Source organism: Streptomyces triculaminicus (assembly GCF_017349075.1).
Taxonomy (GTDB): Bacteria; Actinomycetota; Actinomycetes; order Streptomycetales; family Streptomycetaceae; genus Streptomyces; species Streptomyces triculaminicus.
The window spans coordinates 778150-803207 of record NZ_JAFMOF010000003.1; the positions used below are offsets into that span (position 1 = coordinate 778150).

Sequence of the window (25058 nt, forward strand, 5' to 3'; positions counted from 1 at the left end):
ATAGCTCCCCGCACGGCCGCACCCCGAGGCGGTACGGTGGGGCGTGAAGGAACCGGATTCGCGGTCCAAGGAGGGAGCCACCGATGATTCTGCTCCGTCGCCTGCTGGGTGACGTGCTGCGTCGGCAGCGCCAACGCCAGGGCCGCACTCTGCGCGAGGTCTCCTCGTCCGCCCGGGTCTCGCTCGGATATCTCTCCGAGGTCGAGCGCGGTCAGAAAGAGGCGTCCTCCGAGCTTCTCTCCGCAATCTGCGACGCTCTGGACGTACGGATGTCCGAGGTCATGCGCGAGGTGAGTGACGAGCTGTCGCTCGCCGAGCTGGCGCAGTCGGCGGCGGCGAGCGAGCCGGTACCCGCGCCGATGCGGCCGATGTTCAATTCGGTGTCCGTGACGTCCGTGACGGGCGTTCCGGGGGAGCGCGTGACCATCAAGGCCCCCGCGGAGGCCGTGGACGTGGTCGCGGCCTGATCCGGGCCGACAAAGCCTGGACGGCATCTGTTTCACGTGCGAGACCCCGGCCGGATCCTCCGGCCGGGGTCTTCGCGTACCCCCGGTCCTCGTGTATCCCGTCTCTGCTTGTGTCCGGGTCTTCGTGTGCGGCGGTTCCGTGACCCGTGGCCGGTTCGGCTTCCTCCGGCTGATTCGGTTTGCCTGTGCCATGGTGGGAAATGCGGGCCATAGTGACGCAACGGGGCGAAGGAGGAAGCGGATGTCTGTTGTGAAGAGCCCTCTGTCCGAGCAGGACCGCAAGATCGTCGGCGATGCCCTGCAGGGCGCGCTCGTCGACCTCGTCGATCTCTCACTCGTGGCCAAGCAGGTCCACTGGAACGTCGTCGGCCCGCGCTTCCGCTCGGTGCACCTGCAGCTCGACGACGTCGTCGCGAGCGCGCGGACCCACGGGGACACCGTCGCCGAGCGGGCCTCGGCGCTCGGCATCACCCCGGACGGGCGAGCCGAGACGGTCGCCAAGACCAGCGGCATCGACCCCGTCGGAGGCGGCTGGATCAAGGACACCGACGCCGTACGGACCCTGGTGGACGCGCTCGGCGCCGTGATCACGCGCATGCGCGACCGCGTCGAGGCGACGGCCGAACCCGACCCGGTCACCCAGGACATCCTCATCGGCCTCACCGGCGATCTCGAGAAACACCACTGGATGTTCCAGGCCGAGAACGCCTGAGCGGAGCGCCCATGTGCGAGCACCCGGTGATCCGCTTCACGGATGAGCTGACGCTGGTCTCGGACCTCGACCAGGAGGCGGCGGGCGTCTTCGTACGGGCCGTCTACCAGGAGGGCGTGCGGGAGGGCGAGCAACGCGTGGTCGTCGAGCTGCACCGGCGCGACCGTGAGATCGACGCGCTGGAGCGGGAGCTGGCCCGGCTGCGCGGCGAGCCGGCCGACTGAGCCCCGGCCGAGGAGGCGCGCATGGTCCGGCGGAACGCCCGGGGCCACCGGAAGCCCCCGGGGCCCGGCGTCAGGGTGCTCGCGTTCGTGGCGGGCGGCCTGTGGTGCTGGGCCGTCTTCCGGCTGCTGCTGCAACCGGGCCGGACCGGGCTCGCGGAGGGGCTGATCGCGACCGGCGGATGGGGGCTGAGCCTGCTGCCGGTGCACTGCGCTCCCCGCCGGGAACGCCGCCGGGGCGCGCGCCCCGGGAAACCGTGAACGGACACGGGCGTGCGGTCCGGGCGGCCCGGTCGTACGGGCCGGGATCACCCGGCCGGACCAGCAGAGCCGGACCGGTCAGCCGGCGGGCGGCGCGGGGCCCGTCTGGCAGTGGGGGCACCAGTAGGTGGAGCGCTCCTGGCCGGCCGGGCCCTGTCCGGCGGCGAGGACCGGCGTGCCGCAGCGGCGGCAGGGACGCTCGGCCCGGCCGTACACCCACAGGCGGCGATCGGGGCGGACGTCGGCCGTGGTGATCCGGGCGGTGCGCCCCTTGTTGGCCTCGAGCAGCTTCCTGGCGAGCGCGACCAGGCGGGCAGGGTCGGGGAGGGTGCCCACCGGCAGCCAGGGGGTGACGCGCAGCAGGAAGCACAGCTCGGACTTGTAGACATTGCCGATGCCGGCGAGGTTGCGCTGGTCGAGGACGGCCTCGCCGACGGTCCGGCCGGGGTCGGCGAGCAGGCGGCGGACGGCCTCCTCGGCGTCCCAGTCCGGGCCCAGCAGGTCCGGGCCCAGATGGCCCACGACGGTGGACTCGTCGGTGGTGCGCAGCAGGTCCAGGGCCAGCAGGCGATAGCCGACGGCGGTGTGGCCGGAGTTGGCGAGGACGGCCCGGATCTGGTGGTACGGGCCGCCGCGCGGGCGCTCACCGGAGGCGTGGATCCGCCAGGAGCCGTCCATGCCCAGGTGGGAGTGGAGGGTGAGACCCCCCTCGACGCGGGTGAGCAGGTGCTTGCCGCGCGGGACGACCTCGGTCACGGCGCGGCCGGTGAGGTCGGCGGTGGCGAGCCTGGGCACGCGCAGGTCGCAGCGGAGCAGCGGCTCGCCGGCCAGGGCGTGGTGCAGGTCCCGCGCGGTGCGCCAGACGGTGTCTCCTTCGGGCATGGGACGTCTCCTTCGGGCCTGAGCCCATGATGTCCCCCTCGCTCAGCCGGCGCGCAGTCGCAGCCCCCGCGGTGTGGCGTGGAAGCCGGCCGACTCCAGCAGGGCGCCCAGCGGGGACGTCAGGGCGGCCGTGCCGTTGACGCGCTCGACCGTGACGGTGCCCAGGGCGCCCGCGCGGGCCGCCTCGGCCAGCGCGGCGGCCGCCTCCCGCAGACCGGGGTCCTCCGCGCTCGCCGCGCCGTCGCCCTCCTGCTGGGGCCAGGCCAGGAGGGACTTGCCGCCGCGCTCCACGTAGAGCGCCAGCGCGCCGTCCAGGAGGACGACCAGCGAACCCGCCTTGCGCCCCGGTTTGTGGCTCGCGCCGGAGGGCGGCTCGGGCCACGGCAGGGCCGCGCCGTAGGCGTTGGCCGGATCGGCGGCGGCCAGCACGACCGCCCGGCTGCGGGTGGGCCGGTCGGAGGGCGGCCGGACGTCCCAGGGCGCCTCGGGGGCGCCGCCGGAGCGCTCGCGGGCCGTGCCGGCGGCCCGCAGCCGGTCGATGGCGCCGTCCATCGCGAACTGGGCGGCACCCAGGCCCTCGACGACGTAGCCGCGGCGGGCCTGGCCGCTCTCCTCGAAGGCCGCCAGGACGCGGTAGGCGGCGGAGAAGCCGCCCTCCACGCCCTCGGCGGCCACCGCGCCCCGGGTCACCACGCCGTGCCGGTCCAGGAGCGTACGGGCCAGGGCGTGCGCCCGGTGCGTGGCGTCCGGCTCGCGTTCGGGGAGCAGCGACCACCGTCCCGCGACCGTCGGGGGGCCGCCGCGGGACGCGGTGGGCCTGCCGGCCGGAGCGGGGGCGGTCGTACGGCCGAGGAGGGCGCCGTAGCGGCCGCGCGGGACCGCGCGCTTGGCGCGGTGGGCCGTGGAGCCGGCCGTACGGCCGGAGCCGAGGAGGGAACGCAGCGGCGCGAGGGTGTCGTTGGTGAGGCGGCCGGTCCAGGCGAGGTCCCAGACGGCCTCGGCGATCCGGGCGTCCGTGCCGGCCGCGTCGCCGAAGTCCGGGGCGGCCGCGCTGACCCGGTCGGCGATCTGACGGAAGAACAGGCCGTAGCCGCCGGACAGGGCCTCCAGGACCGCCTGGTGCACCGGCGACAGCTCCAGCGGGTGCGGTGCGGGAAGCAGCAGGGGGGCCGCGTCGGCGAGCAGCAGGGAGACCCAGCCGTCCTTGCCGGCGAGCGCGCCCGCACCGGCCCAGACGATCTCGCCGGCCGCCGTGAGCTCGTCGAGCATGGCCGGGGAGTAGTCCCTCACCCGGGCGGGCAGGACGAGCTTCTCCAGGGCGGAGGCCGGCACCGGCGCGCCCTGCAACTGCTCGACGGCGCGCACCAGTCCGTCGACGCCGCGCAGACCGTGCGAACCGATGTGCTGCCACTGGGGGAGGAACGCGGCGAGCGTGGTGGGCGGCACGGGCTCGAGCTCATGCCGCAGGGCGGCCAGCGAGCGGCGGCGCAGCCTGCGCAGGACGGCCGCGTCGCACCACTCCTGGCCGATGCCGGAGGGGTGGAACTCGCCCTGGACGATCCGGCCGGCCGCCGCCAGGCGGTGCAGCGCCCCGTCGGTGACGGCCGTGCCGAGGCCGAAGCGGCCGGCCGCCTGCGTCGAGGTGAACGGGCCGTGGGTGCGGGCGAAGCGGGCCAGGAGGTCGCCGAGGGGGTCCTTGACGGGCTCGGTGAAGGCCTCGGGCACGCCCACGGGCAGCGCCGTGCCCAGGGCGTCGCGGAGCCGGCCGGCGTCCTCGATCGCGGCCCAGTGCTCCCGGCCGGCGATCCGCACGCGCAGGGCGCGGCGGGCGTCCGACAAGTCCTCGGCCCACCGCGGCTCGGCGCCGCGCTCGGTCAGCTCGGCGTCGGTGAGGGGGCCGAGGAGGCGCAGCAGGTCGGCCACGCTCTCGCGGTCCTTGGCGCGGCGGTCCTCGGTCAGCCACTGCAGCTCCCGCTCCAGCTCGGCGAGTACCTCGGGGTCGAGCAGCTCGCGCAGCTCGGCCTGGCCGAGCAGCTCGGACAGCAGCCGGGAGTCCAGGGAGAGGGCGGCCGCCCGGCGCTCGGCGAGGGGGGAGTCGCCCTCGTAGAGGAACTGGGCGACGTAGCCGAAGAGCAGCGACCGGGCGAACGGCGAGGGCTCGGTGGTGGTCACCTCGACCAGCCGGACCCGGCGGGACTCGATGTCGCCCATCAGCTCGGTCAGGCCGGGGACGTCGAAGACGTCCTGGAGGCACTCGCGGACGGCTTCCAGGATGATCGGGAACGAGCCGAACTCGCTCGCCACCTGCAGCAGCTGGGAGGCGCGCTGGCGCTGCTGCCACAGCGGAGTGCGCTTGCCGGGGTTGCGGCGCGGCAGCAGCAGGGCGCGGGCGGCGCACTCGCGGAAGCGGGAGGCGAACAGGGCGGAGGAGCCGACCTGGTCGGTGACGATCCGCTCGACCTCGCCCTTGTCGAACGTGACGTCAGCGGCCCCCACGGGGGACTGCTCGCCGTCGTACTCGGCGCCCTGCCGGGCGGGGTCCGCGTCCAGCAGGTCCAGGCTCATCACGTCGGCGTCGGGCAGCCGCAGCACGATGCCGTCGTCGGCGTGCATCACCTGGGCGTCCATGCCGTAGCGCTCGGCGAGCCGGGCGCCGAGGGCCAGCGCCCAGGGGGCGTGGACCTGGGCGCCGAAGGGGGAGTGGACGACCACGCGCCAGTCGCCCAGCTCGTCGCGGAACCGTTCGACGACGATCGTCCGGTCGTCGGGCACATGCCCGCACGCGCCGCGCTGCTCGTCCAGATAGGACAGGACGTTGTCCGCCGCCCACCGGTCGAGGCCGGCGGCGGTGAGCCGCTCGCGGGCCGCGTCGGGCGCGAGGCCCCCGATCTCCCGCAGGAAGGCGCCCAGCGCGCGGCCCAGCTCGAGGGGGCGGCCCAGCTGGTCGCCCTTCCAGAACGGCAGCCGGCCGGGCGTGCCGGGGGCGGGCGTGACCAGAACGCGGTCGCGGGTGATGTCCTCGATCCGCCAGGACGTGGTGCCGAGGGTGAACACGTCGCCCACGCGCGACTCGTAGACCATCTCCTCGTCCAGCTCACCGACCCGGCCGCCGCCCTTCTTGGGGTCCGCGCCCGCCAGGAAGACCCCGAAGAGCCCGCGGTCGGGAATGGTGCCGCCGGAGGTGACGGCCAGGCGCTGCGCCCCCGGGCGGCCCGTGACCGTGCCGGCCACGCGGTCCCAGACCAGGCGGGGCCGCAACTCCGCGAAGGCGTCGGAGGGGTAGCGACCGGCGAGCATGTCGAGCACACCGGAGTAGGCGGACTCCGGCAGCGAGGCGAAGGGGGCCGCGCGCCGGACCAGGGCCAGCAGCTCCTCCACGTCCCAGGTGTCCATGGAGGTCATGGCGACGATCTGCTGGGCGAGCACGTCCAGAGGGTTGGAGGGCACGCGCAGCGATTCGATGGCCCCCTGCCGCATCCGCTCCGTCACCACGGCCGCCTGCACCAGGTCGCCGCGGTACTTGGGGAAGACCACGCCCGTGGAGACCGCGCCGACCTGATGGCCGGCGCGGCCGACGCGCTGCAGCCCGGAGGCGACCGAGGGCGGCGACTCCACCTGCACGACGAGGTCGACCGCGCCCATGTCGATGCCCAGCTCCAGGCTGGAGGTGGCTACGACGGCGGGCAGCCGGCCCGCCTTGAGGTCTTCCTCGACCAGGGCGCGCTGCTCCTTGGAGACCGAGCCGTGGTGGGCGCGGGCGAGGAGGGCGGGGGCGCCCTTGGCCGCCCCGGACTCGGCCATCAGCTCGGCGGGGGAGTGGTGCTCGGGCAGGGGCTCGCCGGTGGCGCGCTCGTAGGCGATCTCGTTGAGCCTGTTGCACAGGCGCTCCGCCAGGCGGCGGGAGTTGGCGAAGACGATCGTGGAGCGGTGGGCCTGTACGAGATCGGCGATGCGCTCCTCCACGTGCGGCCAGATCGACGGCTTCTCCTTGCCGTCGCCGCCCTCCTGCACGGGGGAGCCGCCCAGCTCGGCGAGGTCCTCCACCGGCACGACCACGGACAGGTCGAACTCCTTGCCGGACGGCGGCTGCACGATCTCCACCTTGCGGCGTGGCGAGAGATAGCGCGCCACCTCGTCCACCGGCCGTACGGTCGCGGACAGGCCGATGCGCCGGGCGGGGCGGCCCAGCAACTGGTCCAGGCGCTCCAGGGACAGCGCCAGATGGGCGCCGCGCTTGGTCCCGGCGACGGCGTGCACCTCGTCGAGGATGACCGTCTCCACGCCCGTGAGCGCGTCCCGGGCGGCGGAGGTGAGCATCAGGAACAGCGACTCGGGCGTGGTGATCAGGATGTCCGGCGGTCGCGTGACCAGCGCGCGGCGCTCGGGGGCGGGGGTGTCGCCCGAGCGGATGCCGACCCGGATGTCGGGCTCGGGCAGCCCCAGCCGCACCGACTCCTGGCGGATGCCCGTGAGCGGGCTGCGCAGGTTGCGCTCGACGTCGACGGCGAGGGCCTTGAGCGGGGAGACGTACAGCACCCGGCAGCGCTTCTCGCGCTCGGCGGGCGGCGGAGTGCTCGCCAGCCGGTCGAGGGAGGCGAGGAAGGCCGCCAGGGTCTTGCCCGAACCCGTCGGCGCGACGACCAGGACGTCCGAGCCCTCTCCGATCGCCCGCCAGGCCCCCGCCTGGGCGGCCGTGGGCGCGGTGAAGGCCCCTGCGAACCAGGCGCGGGTCGCGGGGGAGAACGCGCCGAGGGCCGCGGCCGGGTCGTCCGCCGGAACGTGCGCCGTGTCGTCTGCCATGCCCCCCATCGTGCACCGCACCACTGACAATGCCCGTCGGCGCAGGTCACGGGCGCTAGAGCGGGCGTCCGTACGCCCGTAGCGTCAGCAGCGCGTCGATGGTCACCATCGGCCGGCACTCCAGGAGCGTGCCCGGCGCCCAGGCCCGCCACAACACCGGCCAGCCGCCGTCCGGCTCCTGGGCGTCGGCGAGGAAGTCCAGCGACCGTGCCAGCTCGGCGTCGGTGAACCAGGAGCGGGCCAGTGAGGCCGGCGTCCGCGCGAAGTCGTGCGGGAAGTGATGCTCGCCCGGCGCGTACCCCTCCGGCACGGGGTGGTCGTCCGCGCGCTCGGGGTCCAGGACCGCCAGCCGCTGCTCGCGCACGGCCCGGCCGAGCCGCTCGGCCGCCGCCTCCGCCCGGGCCCGGTCGGGCGCCCCGTCGAGGAAGGCGAGCGCCGCCTTGACCTCGTACGGATGGGTCCGTGCCCCCTTGCCCAGGGCGTCGACGGCGGCCCAGCAGAAGTCGGTGGCCCGGAACAGCCACGCGTGCCAGACCTCGTTGCCGTGCAGCAGCCCCACCACGGGGCCGGTGGCGAGCAGGTCGCTCGGCGGGTCGTCCACCACCGGGATCCAGGGGGCCGCCGGATAGCCGCGCAGCGAGGGGTGCAGGGCGGGCAGCGCGCCGTCCGGGGTGGAGACCGCCGTCAGGTAGCGGCACACCCGCTCCACCCGCCGGTCCCTGCAGTGCCCGATCTCGTCCAGCACCCGCAGGGCGTGCGCGGTGTGCAGGGGCTGGCTCACCGGCCCGCGCAGATCGGGCTCCAGAGCGAACCCGAAGCCCCCGTCGTCGCCCTCGTACGCGGTCAGGGCCGCCTCGACGGCGTCGGGGCCGCCGCCCAGGAAGTGGAACGCGAATCTGCGCTGCTCCAGGACGCGGGCGGTGAGCCAGATGAAGTGTTCGGCACGGGCTACGGCGGATGCTCCGGATGGGGCCATGCACAAGACCGTAGGGCGGCCCGGTGCCCCCGGTCACCGGCTCGTGCACGGCTGCACTCTCAGGGGCGGGATACTTGGCCCATGCGGTTGACGGTCTTCTGGCAGCGAATGGCTGACTACTTCGGCGCGGCGTACGCCGACTCCTTCGCGCGCGATCACGTGATGTCCGAGCTCGGCGGCAGGACGGTGCACCAGGCGCTGGACGCCGGATGGAACGCCAAGGACGTCTGGCGCGCCGTGTGCAGGGCGCTGGAGATCCCCGAGGACAGGCGCTGACCCCTGCCCTGGTCCGCCCGGATGCCTCGAGGGTGCGTCCGGGTCGTGAAGCCGCAGTTCATTTCGTCCGATAGTCCACACTTGCCGCGTGGCAGCGACAGACGACAACGCCCCGGACGACCCCCGACCGCCCCGCTCCCGCGCCGACGACGCGCGCATGCCGCGCTGGCTGCCTCGGGCGGTCGTGGTGACCCTCGCGCTGTTCGCCTGCTTCCAGCTCGCCAGCTGGGCCTTCCACCAGCTCATCGGCCTCTTCGCCAACATCCTGATCGCGTTCTTCCTGGCGCTGGCCATAGAGCCGGCCGTCGACCGGATGTCCGCGCGCGGTGTGCGCCGCGGACTGGCCACGGGCCTGGTCTTCCTCGGGGTGACCGTCTTCGTCGTGGGCTTCTTCATGCTCCTGGGCTCGATGCTCGCCGGGCAGATCCAGACCATGGTGGAGAACTTCCCCTCCTACCTGGACTCGGTCATCCGGTGGATCAACCGGACCTTCCACACCCGTCTGTCGCGGCCGGAGATCCAGCAGAGCGTGCTGCACTCTGACTGGCTGCAGAAGTACGTGCGCAACAGCGCCGGCGGGGTGCTGGAGGTCTCCGCCACCGTCCTGGGCGGGCTCTTCCAGCTGCTGACCGTCCTGCTCTTCTCGTTCTACTTCGCGGCCGACGGACCCCGGCTGCGCCGCGCGCTGTGCTCGGTGCTGCCGCCGCAGCGGCAGGCCGAGGTCCTGCGCGCCTGGGAGCTCGCGCTCGCCAAGACCGGCGGCTACATCTACTCGCGCGCCCTGATGGCCCTGATCTCCGGCATTGCGCACTACGTCCTGCTGGAGGTGCTGGGAGTGCCCTACGCCCCGGCGCTCGCCGTGTGGGTGGGGCTGGTGTCGCAGTTCATCCCGACCATCGGCACCTATCTGGCCGGGGCGCTGCCGGTGCTGCTGGCCTTCACGGTCGACCCCTGGTACGCGGTGTGGGTGCTCGGCTTCGTCGTGGTCTACCAGCAGTTTGAGAACTACTTGCTGCAGCCGCGCATCACCGCCAGGACCGTGGACATCCACCCGGCCGTGGCCTTCGGCTCGGTGGTCGCGGGCGCCGCGCTGCTCGGTGCGGTGGGCGCGCTGATCGCCATTCCGGCGACGGCGACGCTGCAGGCGTTTCTCGGAACGTACGTCAAACGTTATGAGGTCACGGGGGCGGCGGCGGACGCGGACCGCGGGCGCCGGCGGGGGCGGCGGAGGGAGCGCCCCGCATGGCTGGAGCGGTTGCGCAGGGCGCTGCGCAGGCGCTGATCCGGGGCGTCGGCGGGCCGGAGTGGCGCGCTTGACAGCAAAATCGAACATCCATTCTCATGGGGTTCCCGGCCCGCGGAGACGCGAAATCCGCCGGGTTATCCACAGGCCGGGGCGACGCCCGGGCGCATTGTCAGTGGCAGGCGTTAGCGTCGTGGACGTGAAGCGATCGACTCAAGCAAACCGGGTGGAACCCATGGCAGGCACCGACCGCGAGAAGGCGCTGGACGCCGCGCTCGCACAGATTGAACGGCAATTCGGCAAGGGCGCCGTGATGCGCCTGGGCGACCGGGCGAACGAGCCGATCGAGGTCATCCCGACCGGCTCGACCGCTCTCGACGTCGCCCTCGGCGTCGGCGGGCTGCCTCGCGGCCGTGTGGTGGAGATCTACGGACCGGAGTCCTCCGGTAAGACCACCCTCACCCTGCACGCCGTGGCCAACGCCCAGAAGGCGGGCGGCACGGTCGCCTTCGTCGACGCCGAGCACGCCCTGGACCCCGAGTACGCCCGGGCCCTGGGCGTCGACACGGACAACCTCATCCTCTCCCAGCCGGACACCGGCGAGCAGGCGCTGGAGATCGTGGACATGCTGGTCCGCTCCGGTGCCCTCGACCTGATCGTCATCGACTCCGTCGCCGCCCTGGTGCCGCGCGCGGAGATCGAGGGTGAGATGGGCGACTCGCACGTGGGTCTGCAGGCCCGTCTGATGAGCCAGGCGCTGCGCAAGATCACCAGCGCGCTCAACCAGTCCAAGACCACCGCGATCTTCATCAACCAGCTCCGCGAGAAGATCGGCGTCATGTTCGGCTCCCCGGAGACGACGACCGGTGGCCGGGCCCTGAAGTTCTACGCCTCGGTGCGTCTGGACATCCGCCGCATCGAGACCCTCAAGGACGGCACGGAGGCGGTCGGCAACCGCACCCGCGTCAAGGTCGTCAAGAACAAGGTCGCGCCGCCCTTCAAGCAGGCGGAGTTCGACATCCTCTACGGCCAGGGCATCAGCCGCGAGGGCGGCCTGATCGACATGGGCGTCGAGCACGGCTTCATCCGCAAGGCCGGCGCCTGGTACACGTACGAGGGCGACCAGCTCGGCCAGGGCAAGGAGAACGCCCGCAACTTCCTCAAGGACAACCCCGACCTCGCCAACGAGATCGAGAAGAAGATCAAGGAGAAGCTGGGCGTGGGCGTCAGGCCCGAGACCCCGGCGGCCGAGCCCGGCGCGGACGCCGCGGCCACCGCGGGTGAGCCGGCCAAGTCCGTGCCCGCCCCGGCCGCCAAGTCCACCGGGAAGGCCGCCAAGGCCGCGACCAAGAGCTAGCGGTGACACAGCGAAGCGAGTGGCCCGAGCCACGCGAGCCTCGCGCGGACGCCCGTACGGGCGGTGGTGCCCCCTCTCCGTCGAGGGCCGGGGGCGGAGCACCACCGTCGCCGGAGGAGCAGGCGCGGGCGATCTGCCTGCGCCTGCTCACCGGATCGCCGCGCACTCGTAAGCAGCTCGCGGACGCGCTGGCCAAGCGCGGCATACCCCCCGAGACGGCGGAGGAGGTGCTGTCCCGGTTCGCGGACGTGGGCCTGATCGACGACGCCGCCTTCGCCGACGCCTGGGTGGAGTCCCGGCACCGCGGCCGGGGCCTGGCCCGCCGTGCCCTGGCCCGCGAGCTGCGCACCAAGGGCGTGGACTCCGCGCTGATCGACGAGGCCGTCGGCCAGTTGGACGCCGAGCAGGAGGAGCGCACGGCCCGCGAGCTGGTCGAGCGCAAGCTGCGCTCGACCCGCGGCCTGGACCGGGAGAAGCGGCTGCGCCGCCTCGCCGGGATGCTGGCCCGCAAGGGGTATTCCGAAGGCCTCGCCCTGCGCGTCGTGCGCCGGGCCCTGGAGGAGGAGGGCGACGACTCCGAGCTGCTCGACGCCTACCTGCCCTCGGACTGACGCCTGTCCCCGTTCCGGCCCGGGGGCCGGGAAGGGCGGGTCCGTCCGGAGCCCGGGAAGCGGCTCACGGCGCGGTGCGGTGCGCGACGGGCAGCCCCGCCGCCCGCCAGGCCTGGAAGCCGCCGGCCAGATCCGTGGCCCGGTGCAGCCCCAGGCTGCGCAGCGAGACGGCCGCCAGCGACGACGCGTAGCCCTCGTCGCAGACCACGACCACCCGCAGATCGTGACCGGTGGCCCGGTCCGAGCGGTGGTCGCAGAGCGGGTCGAGCCGCCATTCCAGTTCGTTGCGCTCCACCACGAGAGCGCCCGGGATCGTCCCGTCCCGCTCCCGCAGCGCCGCGTAGCGGATGTCGACCAGCAGGCCCCCGTCGGCCTGGACGGCTGCGGCCTCGGCGGGGCCGAGGCGGTCCAGTTCCTCGCGCGCGGCGGCCAGCAGTTCCTCGACCCTCATCGCCACTCCTCCGCCCACTCCACCTGCTCGAGCCTGAGCACCTGACCGGCGCGGCTGTACCGCCGCATCATCGGCAGCGGCGGGTAATAGGCGTGCACCGACACCGCGTGGGCGTCCGCGGAGGCATTGAACACCTGATGCACGTGGTGCGGGCCGAACGCCCGGCCCTTCCCGCCCTCGAGCTGCCGTTCGCGGTCGACGCCGTCCGCCAGCTCCAGCAGCGTCCAGCCCTCGGTGGGCAGCTGGGCGGCCAGCGACTGCTCGGTCAGCCGACCGGCCGCCGTCGCGAAGGCTCCGTGCGAGCCGCCGTGGTCGTGCCAGCCGGTGCCGGTGCCCGGCGGCCAGCCGATGAGCCAGGCCTCGCAGCCGCCCGGCCCCTCCAGCCGGATCCAGGTACGCCCCTCGGGATCGAGGGGCAGCGAGGCCACGAGAGGGGCGTCGGCCGCCGTCCGGCGGGCGAAGTCGAGGAGTTCGGCCTCGGTGGGCCGACCCGGCCGGGCGGAAACGGGCAGGGAGGCGCTGACAGGGAAAGACACAGGGAACCGTCCTGAGCGATCGCGAAGGAACGCGCATCGCCGACGCCTCTGGGAGGGCGCGGCCGCGCGAGGTGAGAAAGCGGATCAACAGGACGGACGACAGACACAGCCCGCGTAGCGGACCAGGTCCAGATGGACCCTCCGCCAGAAACGCGCGCCGTCTTCAGTCACGCTCCGGAGTCAACCATGGCGGTCCGGGTCGGTCAACGATTGGCCGTAGCCTCACTGGTGGCTTCGTCGGGCGCCCCCTCGCCCTCGCCCTGAGGCCGCCCCGCCTCCCTCGCGCCGCCGCGCGCCGCGTCGGCGCACGCGTACAGCTCCGCGGGCCGGACCCCCTCCAGCGCGGCCACCAGGTGACCGTCCGGCCGCACCACCAGGACCGTGTGCGCGGCCGCCCCCGGATACCCCTCGGCGACCAGCAGCTCCGCCCGCATCGGCAGCGCCGAGACGGCGGCCGCCAGCCCGGGCATCAGACCGGCGCCCAGCCAGTGCCGCCGCTCCCACACTCCGGTGCCCGGCGCCACGAGCACCACCAGCAGATCCCCGCCCAGCCGGTCCCGCAGCCATACGTCCGAGCCGTCCGGCGCGGTCACCGGCACATCGGCGACCGGCGCCCCCACGTCCGTACCCACCAGCACCGAGCTGGCCGGCGGGGCGGCGGGGAGCAGGGGCGTACGGGCGTACGCCGGAGGCCCGGCCTGCGTTCCGCGCCCCAGGTGGCCATCGGTCAGCAGCGCGTCATGACCGCGCACGACGCCCGGCACGACCGTGCGCCGTACCGCGCGCCATCCGCCCTCGTCGCGCACCGCGGGCAGCGCGCGGTCGGCGGCGCGCAGCCGCTCCGCCACCGCCCCCCGGCGCTCGGCCTGGTAGCTGTCGAGCAGCGCCTCCGAGGCGCCGTGGTGCCAGGCCAGCGCCAGCTTCCAGGCGAGGTTCTCGGCGTCCCGCAGCCCCTCGTCGAGACCCTGGGCGCCCAGCGCCCCCAGCAGGTGCGCGGCGTCCCCGGCCAGGAAGGCGCGCCCGCTGCGCCAGCGGCGCGCGAGGCGGTGGTGCACGGCGTGCACACCGGTGTCCAGCAGGTCGTACGCCGGTACCTCCCCGCACCACACCGACAGCGCGTCACGGACATGCTCGAGCAGCGCGTCGGGGGTGACCAGAGCGCCGTCCGGCGGCAGCAGCCAGTCCAGCCGCCATACGCCGTCCGGCAGCGGACGGGCCGTCACCTCGCGGCCGCGCGGCGGGGAGCGGTGCAGCACGGCCTCGCCCGGCCACGGCAGCTCGGTCCGGAGCGCGGCGACCGCGTGCCGCTCGACGGCCGTACGGCCCGGGAAGCGCGCGCCCAGCAGCTTGCGCACGACGGAGCGGGCGCCGTCGCAGCCGATCACATAACTGGCCCGCCAGACGGTGCCGTTGTCGCCCCGGGTGTGCACGGTGACACCGGAGGAGTCCTGCTTCAGGATGGTCAGCCGGCTGTCGTGCACGATCCGCACGTCGGCCTCCTTGGCCAGCGCGGCGCACAGCTCCCTCGTCAGCGCGTGCTGGGGCAGATGCAGCGGAGACGGTTCTGCTGCGCCTCCCGTGACGACCTCGTCCTCCGGCGCCCCCGCCGTCCCGTCCCCACCCGGAGCCTCGAGCATCTCGAGTTCCCCAGGGTCCTCGGAGTCCCCGGGCTCCTCAGGCCCACCGGACCCACCGGAGTTCACCACGTCACCAGGGGCCGCGAACGGCACCCGCGTCACCACCGACCGCCGGCGCATCGTGCGCCACGCCGACCAGCGGGCGCCCTCCGCCGTGGCGCACCCCAGCCGGTCCAGCAGCGCGGCGGTCTCCGGCCGCAGCACGGCGGTCCGGGCCAGGCGCCGGTCCTCCTGGCCCAGGGCCTCGGCGGGCGACTCGTCCAGCACCGTGACGGGCACCTCGTAGCGGGCCAGGGACAGGGCCAGCGTGAGCCCGACCGGCCCGGCCCCGACGACGATCACCGGGTCCACGGCACAGCTCCCCGAGCCCTGGTACGGACGGTGACCTGACCGTGTGTGTGGTGCGTACGGGACGTACGGGGACTGGCAGGGGGAAATCGGTGCGCGATCACAGAACGTATGCAACCCATTGCCGTTGCCTGCGTCAAGCGATCAGAGGCCTCGCCGCGGCGCGCCGGACGCGTGCGCCCCGCCGGCCCGGGTGGGCCGACGGGGCATCAGCTGCGCGTTCCGCGCCGGGAGCCGGCCCCCGGCGCGCCGGAGCCGCCCGGGGTCACCCGTGGACGCCGTCGCCCGTGAGCGCCGGGTCGTCGGCGGGCATCGCCGGCGGCGCGCCCTTGCGGGAGCGCTGTGTGCGCCGTTCGACCCAGGTGGCGAGGGACGACAGCGCCAGGCACAGCAGGATGTAGATCGAGCCGAAGACGATCACCATCGGGATGAAGGCGTAGACGCCGTTCACGGGCGGGGTCTGCTGCGCGAAGGCACGGCCGACGAACAGCAGCTCCTCGTACAGGATGATGAAGCCGAGCGAGGTGTCCTTGAGCGTCACCACCAGCTGGCTGATGATCGACGGCAGCATCGAGCGGACGGCCTGCGGGACGAGGACGCTCGCCATCACCTGCGTCTTGCGCAGCCCGATCGCGTAGGCGGCCTCGCTCTGGCCCTTGGGCACGGCGTTGATGCCGGACCGGAAGATCTCCGCCTGCACCGAGCCGTTGTAGAGCACCAGCCCGATGACCAGGGCCCACATCGGGTCCGCCGTGAACACCGCCGCGTACAGCAGGAAGATCATGATGAGCAGGGGCATCGCCCGGAAGAACTCCACGACCACCGTGGCCGCCCAGCGGACGGGCTTGTGGTCGGACAGCCGCGCGGTGGCTAGCAGCGCGCCCAGCGCCAGCGAGAGCGCCGCGGCGATCGCGAAGACCTTGAGCGTGGTCAGCAGGCCGTCGACGATGCGCTGCTGGGTCTCGGCGTACTCGTAGTCGTCCCACAGCCCGGCCTGGAACTGCCCGGTGTCGTCCAGCCGGTAGAGGACGAAGCCGATCAGGGCGACGAGGGCGACCGTGGCCAGAGCGCCGTAGAGGCGGTTGCGGGCCCGGGCCCTGGGGCCCGGGACGTCGTACAGGACGCTGCCGCTCATCGGGCCACCGCCAGCCGGTTCTCCAGCAGCCGGAAGATGCCGCTGATCGTGAATGTGATGATGATGTAGCAGATCGCGATCCACAGGAAGATCACGTAAATGTTGTAGCCCGACGCCGCGTTGAGCGTCTTCTGCACCGAGCCGAGCTCGGTGACGTTGAAGCCCGAGGCGATCGCCGTGTTCTTGGCGAGGGCGATCAGCAGGCTGCCGATGGGCGGGATCGCCGTCCGGGCGGCCTGCGGCAGCACGATCTGGCCGAGTGTCTGGCTGAAGGTCATCCCGATCGAGCGGGCGGCCTCCGCCTGGCCCACCGGCACCGTGTTGATGCCGGACCTGATGGCCTCGCATATGAAGGCCGAGGTGTAGCACCCCAGGGCCATCACCGCGAGCCAGAAGGAGTCCCAGCCCTTCAGGCCGAGCGCGGGCAGCCCCAGGGTGACCGCGAGGAAGAGCAGCACCAGCGGGGTGTTGCGCAGCAGCGTCACCCACGCGGTGCCGAATATGCGCAGCGCGGGCACCGGAGAGACGCGGAACGCCGCGACCAGGGTGCCCAGCACCAGGGCGAGCAGTGCGCTGAGCGCCGTCAGCTCGACGGTGCCGACGAAACCTTCGCGGAACATCGCGAAGTTGTCCGACAGAACGTTCACGTCACTTCTCCGGGTATCGCGTGGCGGTCATCCGGCACCGATCGCCGGGTCAGTAACGCTCGACGGCGGGCGGGTTGGGAGCGGCCGCTCCGGACTTGCCCAGGGTGGCGTCGTACGCCTTCTTCCAGTCGCCGTTCTTCACATGGGCCTCGAGCGCCTTGTTGACCGCCTCGCGCAGCGCCGCGTCGTCCTTCTTCAGGCCGACGCCGTACGGCTCCTTGGAGAAGGGGTTGCCGACGACCTTCAGCGCGCCCTTGTTCTCGGCCGCGTAGCCCTTGAGGATCGAGTCGTCCGTGGTGACCGCGTCGATGGAGCCGTTGACCAGGTCCTGCACGCAGAGCTGGTAGCCCTGCTGCGCCTTGGCCTCGGCGACGCCGTACTTCTCCTCCTTGATCCGCTTGAGCGGGGTGGAGCCGGTCGCCGAGCAGACCTTCTTGCCCTTGAGGTCGTCGGGGCCCTTGATGGAGCTGTCGGCCTTGACCAGCAGGTCCTGGCCGGCGATGTAGTAGGGGCCGCCGAAGCCGACCTGCTTCTTGCGCTCGTCGTTGATCGTGTACGTGCCGACGTACAGGTCCACGCCGCCGCTGGCGATCTGCGTCTCGCGCGCCTCGGAGGGGACGGTCACGAACTTGATGTGGCCCTCGTCGAAACCGAGGTCCGCCGCGATCATGCGGGCGATCTCGACGTCGAAGCCGGAACGCTTCTTGGTGCCGGGGTTCTCGTAGCCGAGGCCGGGCTGGTCCGCCTTGGTGCCGATCGTGATCGTCTTGCCCTTGACCTTCGCGAAGACGGAGGAGTCCTTGACGTCGGCCGAGGTGTTGACCTTGTACGTCAGCCCCGACGGAGCGGAGGCGCCGTCGGAGGACTTGTCTCCCTTGTCGTCGGGGCTGCCCGACTTGCCGCAGGCGGTCGCGGTCGCGGCGAGCGCCAGCACCACGGCGGCCGCTGCGGCGGTGTTGCGGAGCTTCATGAAGAACATCCTTTGCGTCTGCGGGGCGTTGGCGTCGGTTGCCGGTACGAAAACGGCGGGGGAGAGGTGTGAAGGGAACCCGCCCGTGAACGGTGCGCGGTTCGCGGCGACGGCCGGACGCGGCGGTGCGCCGGTGGGGGAGAAGCGACGGTTCAGTGATGCAGGATCTTCGACAGGAAGTCCTTGGCCCGGTCGCTGCGGGGGTTGCTGAAGAACTGGTCCGGCCGCGCCTCCTCGACGATGCGGCCGTCCGCCATGAAGACCACGCGGTTGGCGGCGGAGCGGGCGAAGCCCATCTCGTGGGTGACGACGATCATCGTCATGCCGTCCCGGGCGAGCTGCTGCATGACCTCCAGCACCTCGTTGATCATCTCCGGGTCCAGTGCCGACGTCGGCTCGTCGAAGAGCATCACCTTCGGGTCCATCGCCAGCGCCCGGGCGATCGCCACCCGCTGCTGCTGACCTCCGGACAACTGCGCCGGGTACTTGTCCGCCTGCGCGCCCACCCCGACCCGGTCGAGCAGCGTACGGGCCTTCTCCTCGGCCTCCTTGCGGTCCGTCCTGCGGACCTTGACCTGTCCCAGCGTCACGTTCTCCAGCACGGTCTTGTGCGCGAAGAGGTTGAACGACTGGAAGACCATGCCGACGTCCGAACGCAGCCGCGCCAGCTCCTTGCCCTCCTGGGGCAGCGGCTTGCCGTCGATGGTGATCGAGCCGGAGTCCGTGGTCTCCAGCCGGTTGATCGTGCGGCACAGCGTGGATTTGCCGGACCCCGACGGTCCGATGACGACCACGACCTCGCCACGCGCGATGGTCAGGTCGATGTCCTGGAGCACATGCAGCGCGCCGAAGTGCTTGTTGACCTTGCTCAGGACGACCAGTGCGTCCGCGGCGGGCGCCGCGTCCTTGGTCACCGATATCTCGCTCATCGGCGTTCCTCGCTCCGTCCTCCTCGGTTGGGGTGGACCCTAATGAGCGGTGACGACCAGCGTCATTACATCTGAGCTGAAATTGAGCATAACGATCCGGCCTCAAACGGACACCGAGCGTCAACAGGACACCGGGGGCGTACGGGCGTACCGGCTGCATAACAGAAGCCCCCATGGGGGCAGGAACCCCTTGACGCGGCGGCCGCCCATCGGCGTGGATGCGGTGTTGCCGCACCACTGCCGCCCGGAGGGGGCCCATGAGACTGCTGCTCGTGGAGGACGACGACCACGTCGCCGCCGCCCTGTCCGCCGTACTGGCCCGGCACGGCTTCGAGGTGACCCACGTACGCAGCGGTGAGGAGGCCCTGCAGGCGCTCCTGCCGAGCGGCGCCGTGCCCTTCGGCGTGGTCCTGCTCGACCTCGGGCTGCCCGACCAGGACGGGTTCGAGGTCTGCGGCAAGATCCGCAAGCGCACGGCCACGCCCGTGATCATGGTGACCGCCCGCTCCGACACCCGCTCGAAGATCCACGGGCTGAACCTCGGCGCCGACGACTACGTGGTCAAGCCGTACGACACCGGCGAGCTGCTCGCCCGCATCCACGCCGTCGCCCGGCGCACCCCGGCCGCCGAGGCCGGCAGGCCGGCCGAGCCCGGCGCCCCGGAGGCCCTGAGACTGGGCCCCCTGACCATCGAACTCCCCAACCGCCGCGTCTTCGTCGACGGCGCCACCGTCCCGCTGACCCGCAAGGAGTTCGACCTGCTGGCGCTGCTCGCCCAGCGTCCCGGAGTCGTCTTCCGCCGCGAGCAGATCATCAGCGAGGTCTGGCGCACCAGCTGGGAGGGGACCGGGCGCACCCTCGAGGTGCACGTCGCCTCGCTCCGCTCCAAGCTGCGGATGCCCGCCCTCATCGAGACGGTCCGGGGCGTCGGCTACAAGATCGTCGTTCCGGCGTAGGGCCCGGCGAGCCGTGCGCACCCGACTTCTGCCGCTGCTCATCGTCCTCATGGCGGGCGTGCTGCTGGCCCTCGGCTTCCCGCTCGCCGCCGGCCTGGCCGCCGTGCAGCAGCAGAGGGTGGTCATGGACCGCATCGACGACACCGCCCGCTTCGCCTCGCTCGCCCAGTACGTCCTGGCCGCCCCCTCTCCCGGGCCGGCCGAGGCCCTGGACGAACGACTCATCGCGCTCGACTCGGAGCTGGGCCGCTACGAGGAGCTGTACGGCATCCAGGCCGGGGTCTTCCACCGCACCGGAGCGCCCCTGGCCATCGCGCCCTCGGAGTGGGCCCTGCCGCTCGCGGGCGAGGTCCGCCAGGCCTTCCAGGAGGCGCTCGCGGGCCGCCGCAGCAGCGACCCGGGGCAGATCTGGCCCTGGCGGCACAACAAGCTCACCGTCGCCTCGCCCGTCATCCGCGACGGAGACGTCGTCGCGGTGGTCGTCACCCACTCGCCCACCGGGGAGCTGCGCTCGAGGATCCTGCACGACTGGCTGCTGCTCGGGGCCGGCGAGACGGCGGCGATGCTGGTGGCCGTGGCGGCCGCGTTCCGGCTCACCGGATGGGTGCTCAAGCCCGTACGCACCCTCGACGCCGCCGCCCACGGCATCGCCACCGGCCGCATGAACTCCCGGGTCGCGGCCGACAACGGCCCGCCGGAACTACGCCGCCTGGCCCGCTCGTTCAACGAGATGGCCGACAACGTCGAGGAGGTCCTGGAGCAGCAGCGCGCCTTCGTCGCCGACGCCTCCCACCAGCTGCGCAACCCCCTCTCGGCCCTGCTGCTGCGCATCGACCTGATGGCCCTGGACCTCCCCGACGGGCACGAGGAGATCCTCTCCGTGCGCGCCGAGGGCAAGCGGCTGGCCCGCGTCCTGGACGACCTGCTGGACCTGGCGCTGGCCGAGCACGCCGCGAGCGACACCCAGCTCACCGACATCGCCGAGATCGTCACCGACCGGGTGGGCGCCTGGTCCCCGGTCGCGAGCCGCGAACGGGTCGCCCTGGCCTACAGCGGCCCCTCCGCGGTGACCGGCTGGGCGGACCCGATCGCCCTCTCCAGCGCCCTGGACGCCGTCGTGGACAACGCCCTGAAGTTCACGCCCGCCGGGGCCCGGGTCGACGTCGGCGTCGCCGTGGCCGGCGACCGCGTCCAGATCACGGTCGCGGACCACGGACCGGGCCTCACCGAGGAGGAGCTCACCCGCATCGGCGACCGCTTCTGGCGCAGCGGCCGTCACCAGAACGTCTCCGGCTCCGGACTCGGCCTGTCCATATCCCGCGCCCTCCTGGCCGCAGGCGGCGCCACGCTCTCCTACGCGCCGAACGAGCCGAACGGGCTGCGCGCGACGATCGCGGTGCCTCGCCACGGCCAGGGCCACTGAAACCCTCCGGCCCGTGACGGGGAACACGTTTCACGGCTTGACCGAGACGTAATAGCGACGGGCCCCCTCGTGCAGCGCCAGCGGGTCCGTGAAGATCGCCGTGCGGAGGTCCACCTTCTGCGCGGCGTGCACCTTGGTGCCGATGCGGTCCCGGCTCCTTATGACCGTGCGCGTGATGTTCTCGGTGAGCTCGGGGTCGGTGTCGTCCGTCGTGACGAGCAGATTGGCCACCGCGATCGTCTTCACGGCGTCCGTCACGGCACCGAACTCCGGATAGGCGTCCGCGGGCATCATCGCCGCCCGGTAGAAGCGCGTCTGCCGCCCCTGCGCCAGCAGCGGCCCGATGAGGTCGCCGAGCTGCACCAGCCGCAGCGGCACCCGCTCGCCGAGGGCCTGGATCGCGTTGGTCGGCAGGCCGCCCGACCAGAAGAACGCGTCCAGCTCGCCCTTCTCCAGCAGCCCCGGCATCCGGTCGATGCCGACCCGCACCGGGGTGATGTCCCGGTCGAAGTCGAGACCGGCCGCCTTCAGCAGCCGCCGGGTGATCAGCTGGACCCCCGACGCGTCCGCGCCCACCCCCACCCGCATGCCTTTGAGGTTCCGCGTGGAGCGCACCGGGGAGTCCTTGCGCACCACGAGCTGCATGTAGTCGTCGTACAGCCGGGCGCAGGCCCGCAGCCGCTCCGCGCCCCGCTGCCGCTCGTCCATGTAGGTGCCCACCGCGTCGGCGGTGGCCAGGGTGAAATCGGCCTTGCCGCTCGTCAGCTGCCGCAGGTTGTCCACCGAGCCCTCGCTGGGCCTCAGCCGCACCTCCAGGGCCGGCAGGTCCCGCGCCAGGTCCTCCTTCAGCAGATCGCCGTACTTGGCGTAGACGCCGGTGGGTACGCCGGTCGCCACCGAGATCCGGCCGCTCGGCGTCGGGCTCGTGCCCGGCGGCAGCAGCCACCACATGAGCAGCGCGAGCACGGCGGCGGCCACCACGCCCGTCTGGACGGCGCGGCGCCTGCCCGGCAGTGCGAGTCGTGGGGCCATGCGCGGATACTGCCAGGCCGTCCCCCCGCGATCCAGGCTTCGGGAGGAGCTCCGCCGGGCACCGCCTACCCTTGTTCCATGACCAGCAGCGACCGGAGCCAGGTAGTGGACGTTAAGGGAACATACGAGGTACGCACTTACGGGTGCCAGATGAACGTCCACGACTCCGAGAGGCTCTCCGGCCTGCTGGAGGACGCGGGCTACGTCCGCGCCCCCGAGGGCACCGCCGAGGGCGACGCGGACGTCGTCGTCTTCAACACCTGCGCGGTGCGCGAGAACGCCGACAACAAGCTCTACGGCAACCTCGGCCGGCTCGCCCCCATGAAGACCAAGCGGCCCGGCATGCAGATCGCCGTCGGCGGCTGTCTCGCCCAGAAGGACCGCGACACCATCGTCAAGCGCGCCCCGTGGGTCGACGTCGTCTTCGGCACGCACAACATCGGCAAGCTGCCCGTGCTGCTCGAGCGCGCCCGCGTCCAGGAGGAGGCGCAGGTCGAGATCGCCGAGTCGCTCGAGGCGTTCCCCTCGACGCTGCCCACGCGCCGCGAGAGCGCGTACGCCGCCTGGGTCTCCATCTCCGTCGGCTGCAACAACACCTGCACGTTCTGCATCGTCCCCGCCCTGCGCGGCAAGGAGGAGGACCGCCGTCCCGGCGACATCCTCGCCGAGGTCGAGGCGCTCGTCGCCGAGGGCGTCAGCGAGATCACCCTGCTCGGCCAGAACGTCAACGCGTACGGTTCGGACCTCGGCGACCGCGAGGCGTTCTCCAAGCTGCTGCGCGCCTGCGGCGAGATCGAGGGCCTGGAGCGGGTCCGCTTCACCTCCCCGCACCCGCGCGACTTCACCGACGACGTCATCGCGGCCATGGCCGAGACGCCGAACGTGATGCACCAGCTGCACATGCCGCTGCAGTCCGGCTCGGACACCGTGCTGAAGGCGATGCGCCGCTCGTACCGCCAGGAGCGCTTCCTCGGCATCATCGAGAAGGTCCGCGCCGCCATGCCGGACGCCGCGATCTCCACCGACATCATCGTGGGCTTCCCCGGCGAGACCGAGGAGGACTTCGAGCAGACCATGCACGTCGTGCGCGAGGCCCGCTTCGCGAACGCCTTCACGTTCCAGTACTCCAAGCGCCCCGGCACCCCCGCGGCCACCATGGAGGGCCAGATCCCCAAGGAGGTCGTGCAGGCGCGCTACGAGCGCCTCGTCGCCCTCCAGGAGGAGATCTCCTGGGACGAGAACAAGAAGCAGGTCGGCCGCACCCTGGAGGTCATGGTCGCCGAGGGCGAGGGCCGCAAGGACGGCGCCACGCACCGCCTCTCCGGCCGCGCGCCCGACAACCGCCTCGTGCACTTCACCAAGCCCGACGAGCCGGTCCGCCCGGGCGACGTGGTGACCGTCGAGATCACCTACGCCGCCCCGCACCACCTGCTCGCCGAGGGCCCCGCCAAGGCCGTGCGCCGCACGCGCGCGGGCGACGCGTGGGAGAAGCGCACCGCCGCTGCCGCCGCCAAGCCGGCCGGCGTGATGCTGGGCATCCCGACCATCGGCGCGCCCGCGCCGATGCCGGCCCCCGCCACCCCGGGCTGCGGCGTCACCGGCTGATTCCGCGCGCCGCCCCGGGTCCGCGCCCACGGCGGGCCCGTGGTGGGGCGTATCGTTCCGGCATGCTCGTCGCCGCTGCCGTATGCCCCTGCCCGCCGCTGCTCGTCCCGGAAGTGGCCGCCGGTGCCGCCTCCGAACTGGACGCCCTGCGGGCCGCCTGCCTCGACGCCGTGGCCGTGCTGGCGGCCGCCCGCCCGGACCGCCTGGTCGTCGTCGGACCCGACGACGACCAGGAGCGCGGAACGTACCCCGAGGGTGCCACCGGCTCCTTCCGGAGCCTGGGCGTGGACCTCGGCGTGCGGCTGGGGCGGGACGACGCCGAGGACGGGCCGCAGGACGGCCGGGAGCTGCCGCAGCCCCTGGCCGTGGCCGCCTGGCTGCTGGAGCGCACCCGCTGGGCGACGCCCGTCGCGGGACTGGGCGTCGGCGAACGACTGGAGACCGGGCGCTGCCTGGAGGCGGGCCGGGAGCTGGCGGACGGGGCCGGGCGCGTCGCGCTGCTGGTGATGGGCGACGGCAGCGCCTGCCGGACCGTGAAGGCGCCCGGCTACCTGGACGAGCGGGCCGAACCCTTCGACGCGGAGGTGGCGCGGGCGCTGGGCGCCGCCGACACCGCCGCGCTGGCCGCGCTGGAGGCGGAGCGGGCCCACGATCTCAAGGCCGCGGGACGGGCTCCCTGGCAGGTCCTGGCGGGCGCCGCGGAGGGCGCCGGGCTGAGCGGCCAACTGCTCTACGACGAGGCGCCGTACGGCGTCGGGTACTTCGTGGCGAGCTGGTCCTAGGACCAGCGCCGACTCGTCGGACACGCCCTGGGCGGCCGGGCCGGGCCGGGGCCCGGCACGGCGACGGCCGCGGAGCGCGCTCCACGGCCGGCCGCCGACGAGGTGTGCGGAAGGTCAGGAGGGCCGGGAGCCCGTACCGCCGCCCTTGCCGTCCTTCTCGGCGAGGTGCCCGAGGGCATCCTTGGCCTTGCTCGTGCCGGTCCGGATCTGGCTGCTGTACTTGCCCTTGGTCTTCTCGTCGACCACCTGAGCGGCCTTCTCCAGCCCGCGTTCGATCTTGGCCTCGTGCTGCTGCGCGAGATCGCCGACCTTGCCCTTCAGCGGACCGAGCCTGGCCTTGAGATCGTTCAACAGCCCCATGGTGATCGCCCCTCGTCTTTCCTTGCCAAACCTACTTGCGGGCGCCCTCACCGGCCTCGCTGTCGGCCGCCTTCTCCGCGGACTGCTGCTTGGGGATCTCCACTCCCTCGGCCGCCTCGTCCGCGGCGTCCTCGGCCTTGGCCTCGGCCGCCTCCTCGGGCTTCTCCTCCGCCGTCTCGGCGACGTCGGTGGATTCCGCCGTCCGAGTGGCAGTCGCGGCCTCTTCCGTTGACGCCGGCGACTTCTTGCGGAGAAGCCTTGCAAACACGCCCATATCTACTCCATTACCTTACTGGTGTGAGCGAAATCCCATGTCGCCCGGGGCGTCCCATGGCGCCGCCGGCGAACACCGGTCCGCGAACCGGCTCTCGGGACCTCGCAACAGGCAACGAACCCGTCGGCGTCGCGTCACGTCGCTCGTTCGTGGGGCGGTCGCGAGGT

At 72.9% G+C, this 25058-nt stretch carries 26 protein-coding genes; 12 read left to right on the forward strand and 14 right to left on the reverse strand.

Annotation, left to right across the window (positions count from 1 at the left end; translation table 11 throughout):
- Nucleotides 1-83: 83 nt before the first annotated feature.
- From J1792_RS22080 to J1792_RS22095, 4 genes are all read left to right on the forward strand, one after another.
- Nucleotides 84-467 (forward strand): helix-turn-helix domain-containing protein, encoded by a 384-nt coding sequence (locus J1792_RS22080; protein ID WP_086566431.1) that lies wholly within the window; start codon nt 84-86, stop codon nt 465-467.
- 241 nt (nt 468-708) lie between these two features.
- On the forward strand, nt 709-1179 hold the full coding sequence (locus J1792_RS22085) for a Dps family protein (RefSeq protein ID WP_086566429.1): 471 nt from the start codon (nt 709-711) through the stop codon (nt 1177-1179).
- A gap of 11 nt (nt 1180-1190) precedes the next feature.
- Nucleotides 1191-1403: a hypothetical protein gene (locus tag J1792_RS22090; RefSeq protein ID WP_086566427.1), complete on the forward strand. Its 213-nt coding sequence runs from the start codon at nt 1191-1193 to the stop codon at nt 1401-1403.
- 21 nt (nt 1404-1424) lie between these two features.
- Nucleotides 1425-1661 (forward strand): hypothetical protein, encoded by a 237-nt coding sequence (locus tag J1792_RS22095; protein WP_242646338.1) that lies wholly within the window; start codon nt 1425-1427, stop codon nt 1659-1661.
- A 78-nt stretch (nt 1662-1739) separates the two neighbouring features.
- On the opposite strand, the gene J1792_RS22100 is transcribed toward J1792_RS22095, so the two are convergent.
- Genes J1792_RS22100 through J1792_RS22110 form a run of 3 tightly spaced genes read right to left on the reverse strand, consistent with a single transcriptional unit; the run spans nt 1740 to nt 8319 of the window.
- The gene (locus J1792_RS22100) at nt 1740-2543 is read right to left on the reverse strand and encodes a DNA-formamidopyrimidine glycosylase family protein (protein WP_086566426.1); all 804 of its coding nucleotides are present in this window, start codon (nt 2541-2543) and stop codon (nt 1740-1742) included.
- A gap of 42 nt (nt 2544-2585) precedes the next feature.
- Nucleotides 2586-7343 (reverse strand): ATP-dependent helicase, encoded by a 4758-nt coding sequence (locus J1792_RS22105; protein ID WP_207248030.1) that lies wholly within the window; start codon nt 7341-7343, stop codon nt 2586-2588.
- 55 nt (nt 7344-7398) lie between these two features.
- A complete protein-coding gene (locus J1792_RS22110; protein WP_086566423.1) occupies nt 7399-8319 on the reverse strand; it encodes a hypothetical protein in 921 nt (306 codons plus the stop codon).
- An 81-nt stretch (nt 8320-8400) separates the two neighbouring features.
- Between J1792_RS22110 and J1792_RS22115 the strand changes: the two genes are divergently transcribed.
- From J1792_RS22115 to recX, 4 genes are all read left to right on the forward strand, one after another.
- Complete coding sequence (locus J1792_RS22115) at nt 8401-8595, forward strand: DUF3046 domain-containing protein (RefSeq protein WP_086566421.1); 195 nt, start codon at nt 8401-8403, stop codon at nt 8593-8595.
- A gap of 88 nt (nt 8596-8683) precedes the next feature.
- The gene (locus J1792_RS22120; RefSeq protein ID WP_307843059.1) at nt 8684-9877 is read left to right on the forward strand and encodes an AI-2E family transporter; all 1194 of its coding nucleotides are present in this window, start codon (nt 8684-8686) and stop codon (nt 9875-9877) included.
- 196 nt (nt 9878-10073) lie between these two features.
- The gene (gene recA / locus J1792_RS22125; protein ID WP_086566418.1) at nt 10074-11195 is read left to right on the forward strand and encodes a recombinase RecA; all 1122 of its coding nucleotides are present in this window, start codon (nt 10074-10076) and stop codon (nt 11193-11195) included.
- A 2-nt stretch (nt 11196-11197) separates the two neighbouring features.
- Complete coding sequence (gene recX / locus J1792_RS22130; RefSeq protein WP_086566417.1) at nt 11198-11806, forward strand: recombination regulator RecX; 609 nt, start codon at nt 11198-11200, stop codon at nt 11804-11806.
- 64 nt (nt 11807-11870) lie between these two features.
- Here the strand turns inward: recX and J1792_RS22135 are convergent, their stop codons facing one another.
- The 8 genes from J1792_RS22135 to J1792_RS22165 form a co-directional block, all read right to left on the reverse strand.
- Complete coding sequence (locus J1792_RS22135; RefSeq protein ID WP_086566415.1) at nt 11871-12257, reverse strand: rhodanese-like domain-containing protein; 387 nt, start codon at nt 12255-12257, stop codon at nt 11871-11873.
- On the reverse strand, nt 12254-12793 hold the full coding sequence (locus J1792_RS22140) for a cupin domain-containing protein (RefSeq protein ID WP_086566413.1): 540 nt from the start codon (nt 12791-12793) through the stop codon (nt 12254-12256). The genes J1792_RS22135 and J1792_RS22140 overlap by 4 nt, the downstream gene beginning before the upstream one ends.
- A gap of 84 nt (nt 12794-12877) precedes the next feature.
- Nucleotides 12878-12964, reverse strand: a complete 87-nt coding sequence (locus J1792_RS35855) for a putative leader peptide (protein ID WP_362259970.1) — start codon at nt 12962-12964, stop codon at nt 12878-12880.
- A gap of 32 nt (nt 12965-12996) precedes the next feature.
- Nucleotides 12997-14781 (reverse strand): FAD-dependent oxidoreductase, encoded by a 1785-nt coding sequence (locus J1792_RS22145; protein ID WP_207248031.1) that lies wholly within the window; start codon nt 14779-14781, stop codon nt 12997-12999.
- A 262-nt stretch (nt 14782-15043) separates the two neighbouring features.
- The gene (locus J1792_RS22150; protein WP_086566410.1) at nt 15044-15913 is read right to left on the reverse strand and encodes an amino acid ABC transporter permease; all 870 of its coding nucleotides are present in this window, start codon (nt 15911-15913) and stop codon (nt 15044-15046) included.
- Nucleotides 15910-16560 (reverse strand): amino acid ABC transporter permease, encoded by a 651-nt coding sequence (locus tag J1792_RS22155; RefSeq protein WP_086566408.1) that lies wholly within the window; start codon nt 16558-16560, stop codon nt 15910-15912. Before J1792_RS22155 ends, J1792_RS22150 begins: the two co-directional genes overlap by 4 nt.
- A 49-nt stretch (nt 16561-16609) precedes the next feature.
- A complete protein-coding gene (locus tag J1792_RS22160) occupies nt 16610-17530 on the reverse strand; it encodes a glutamate ABC transporter substrate-binding protein (RefSeq protein ID WP_086566407.1) in 921 nt (306 codons plus the stop codon).
- A gap of 152 nt (nt 17531-17682) precedes the next feature.
- The gene (locus tag J1792_RS22165; RefSeq protein ID WP_086566405.1) at nt 17683-18459 is read right to left on the reverse strand and encodes an amino acid ABC transporter ATP-binding protein; all 777 of its coding nucleotides are present in this window, start codon (nt 18457-18459) and stop codon (nt 17683-17685) included.
- 257 nt (nt 18460-18716) lie between these two features.
- Here J1792_RS22165 and J1792_RS22170 point away from each other — a divergent pair, with 257 nt between their 5' ends.
- Together J1792_RS22170 and J1792_RS22175 are read left to right on the forward strand one after the other, a co-directional pair.
- Nucleotides 18717-19415: a response regulator transcription factor gene (locus J1792_RS22170; protein WP_086566403.1), complete on the forward strand. Its 699-nt coding sequence runs from the start codon at nt 18717-18719 to the stop codon at nt 19413-19415.
- Nucleotides 19416-19428: 13 nt separating this feature from the next.
- Entirely contained in the window at nt 19429-20838 is a 1410-nt protein-coding gene (locus J1792_RS22175; protein WP_086566401.1) for a sensor histidine kinase, read from the forward strand.
- Nucleotides 20839-20868: 30 nt separating this feature from the next.
- On the opposite strand, the gene J1792_RS22180 is transcribed toward J1792_RS22175, so the two are convergent.
- Nucleotides 20869-21870 carry a TAXI family TRAP transporter solute-binding subunit gene (locus tag J1792_RS22180; RefSeq protein WP_086566399.1) on the reverse strand — a complete coding sequence of 334 codons (1002 nt, stop codon included), beginning with the start codon at nt 21868-21870 and terminating at the stop codon, nt 20869-20871.
- Nucleotides 21871-21948: 78 nt separating this feature from the next.
- On the opposite strand from J1792_RS22180, the gene miaB reads away from it, so the two are divergent.
- Nucleotides 21949-23475: a tRNA (N6-isopentenyl adenosine(37)-C2)-methylthiotransferase MiaB gene (gene miaB / locus J1792_RS22185; RefSeq protein ID WP_086566398.1), complete on the forward strand. Its 1527-nt coding sequence runs from the start codon at nt 21949-21951 to the stop codon at nt 23473-23475.
- A gap of 62 nt (nt 23476-23537) precedes the next feature.
- A complete protein-coding gene (locus J1792_RS22190) occupies nt 23538-24257 on the forward strand; it encodes a class III extradiol dioxygenase subunit B-like domain-containing protein (RefSeq protein ID WP_086566396.1) in 720 nt (239 codons plus the stop codon).
- A gap of 114 nt (nt 24258-24371) precedes the next feature.
- On the opposite strand, the gene J1792_RS22195 is transcribed toward J1792_RS22190, so the two are convergent.
- Together J1792_RS22195 and J1792_RS22200 are read right to left on the reverse strand one after the other, a co-directional pair.
- Nucleotides 24372-24617: an antitoxin gene (locus J1792_RS22195; protein WP_086566395.1), complete on the reverse strand. Its 246-nt coding sequence runs from the start codon at nt 24615-24617 to the stop codon at nt 24372-24374.
- 31 nt (nt 24618-24648) lie between these two features.
- Nucleotides 24649-24891 carry a hypothetical protein gene (locus J1792_RS22200; RefSeq protein ID WP_086566393.1) on the reverse strand — a complete coding sequence of 81 codons (243 nt, stop codon included), beginning with the start codon at nt 24889-24891 and terminating at the stop codon, nt 24649-24651.
- Nucleotides 24892-25058 lie beyond the last annotated feature (167 nt).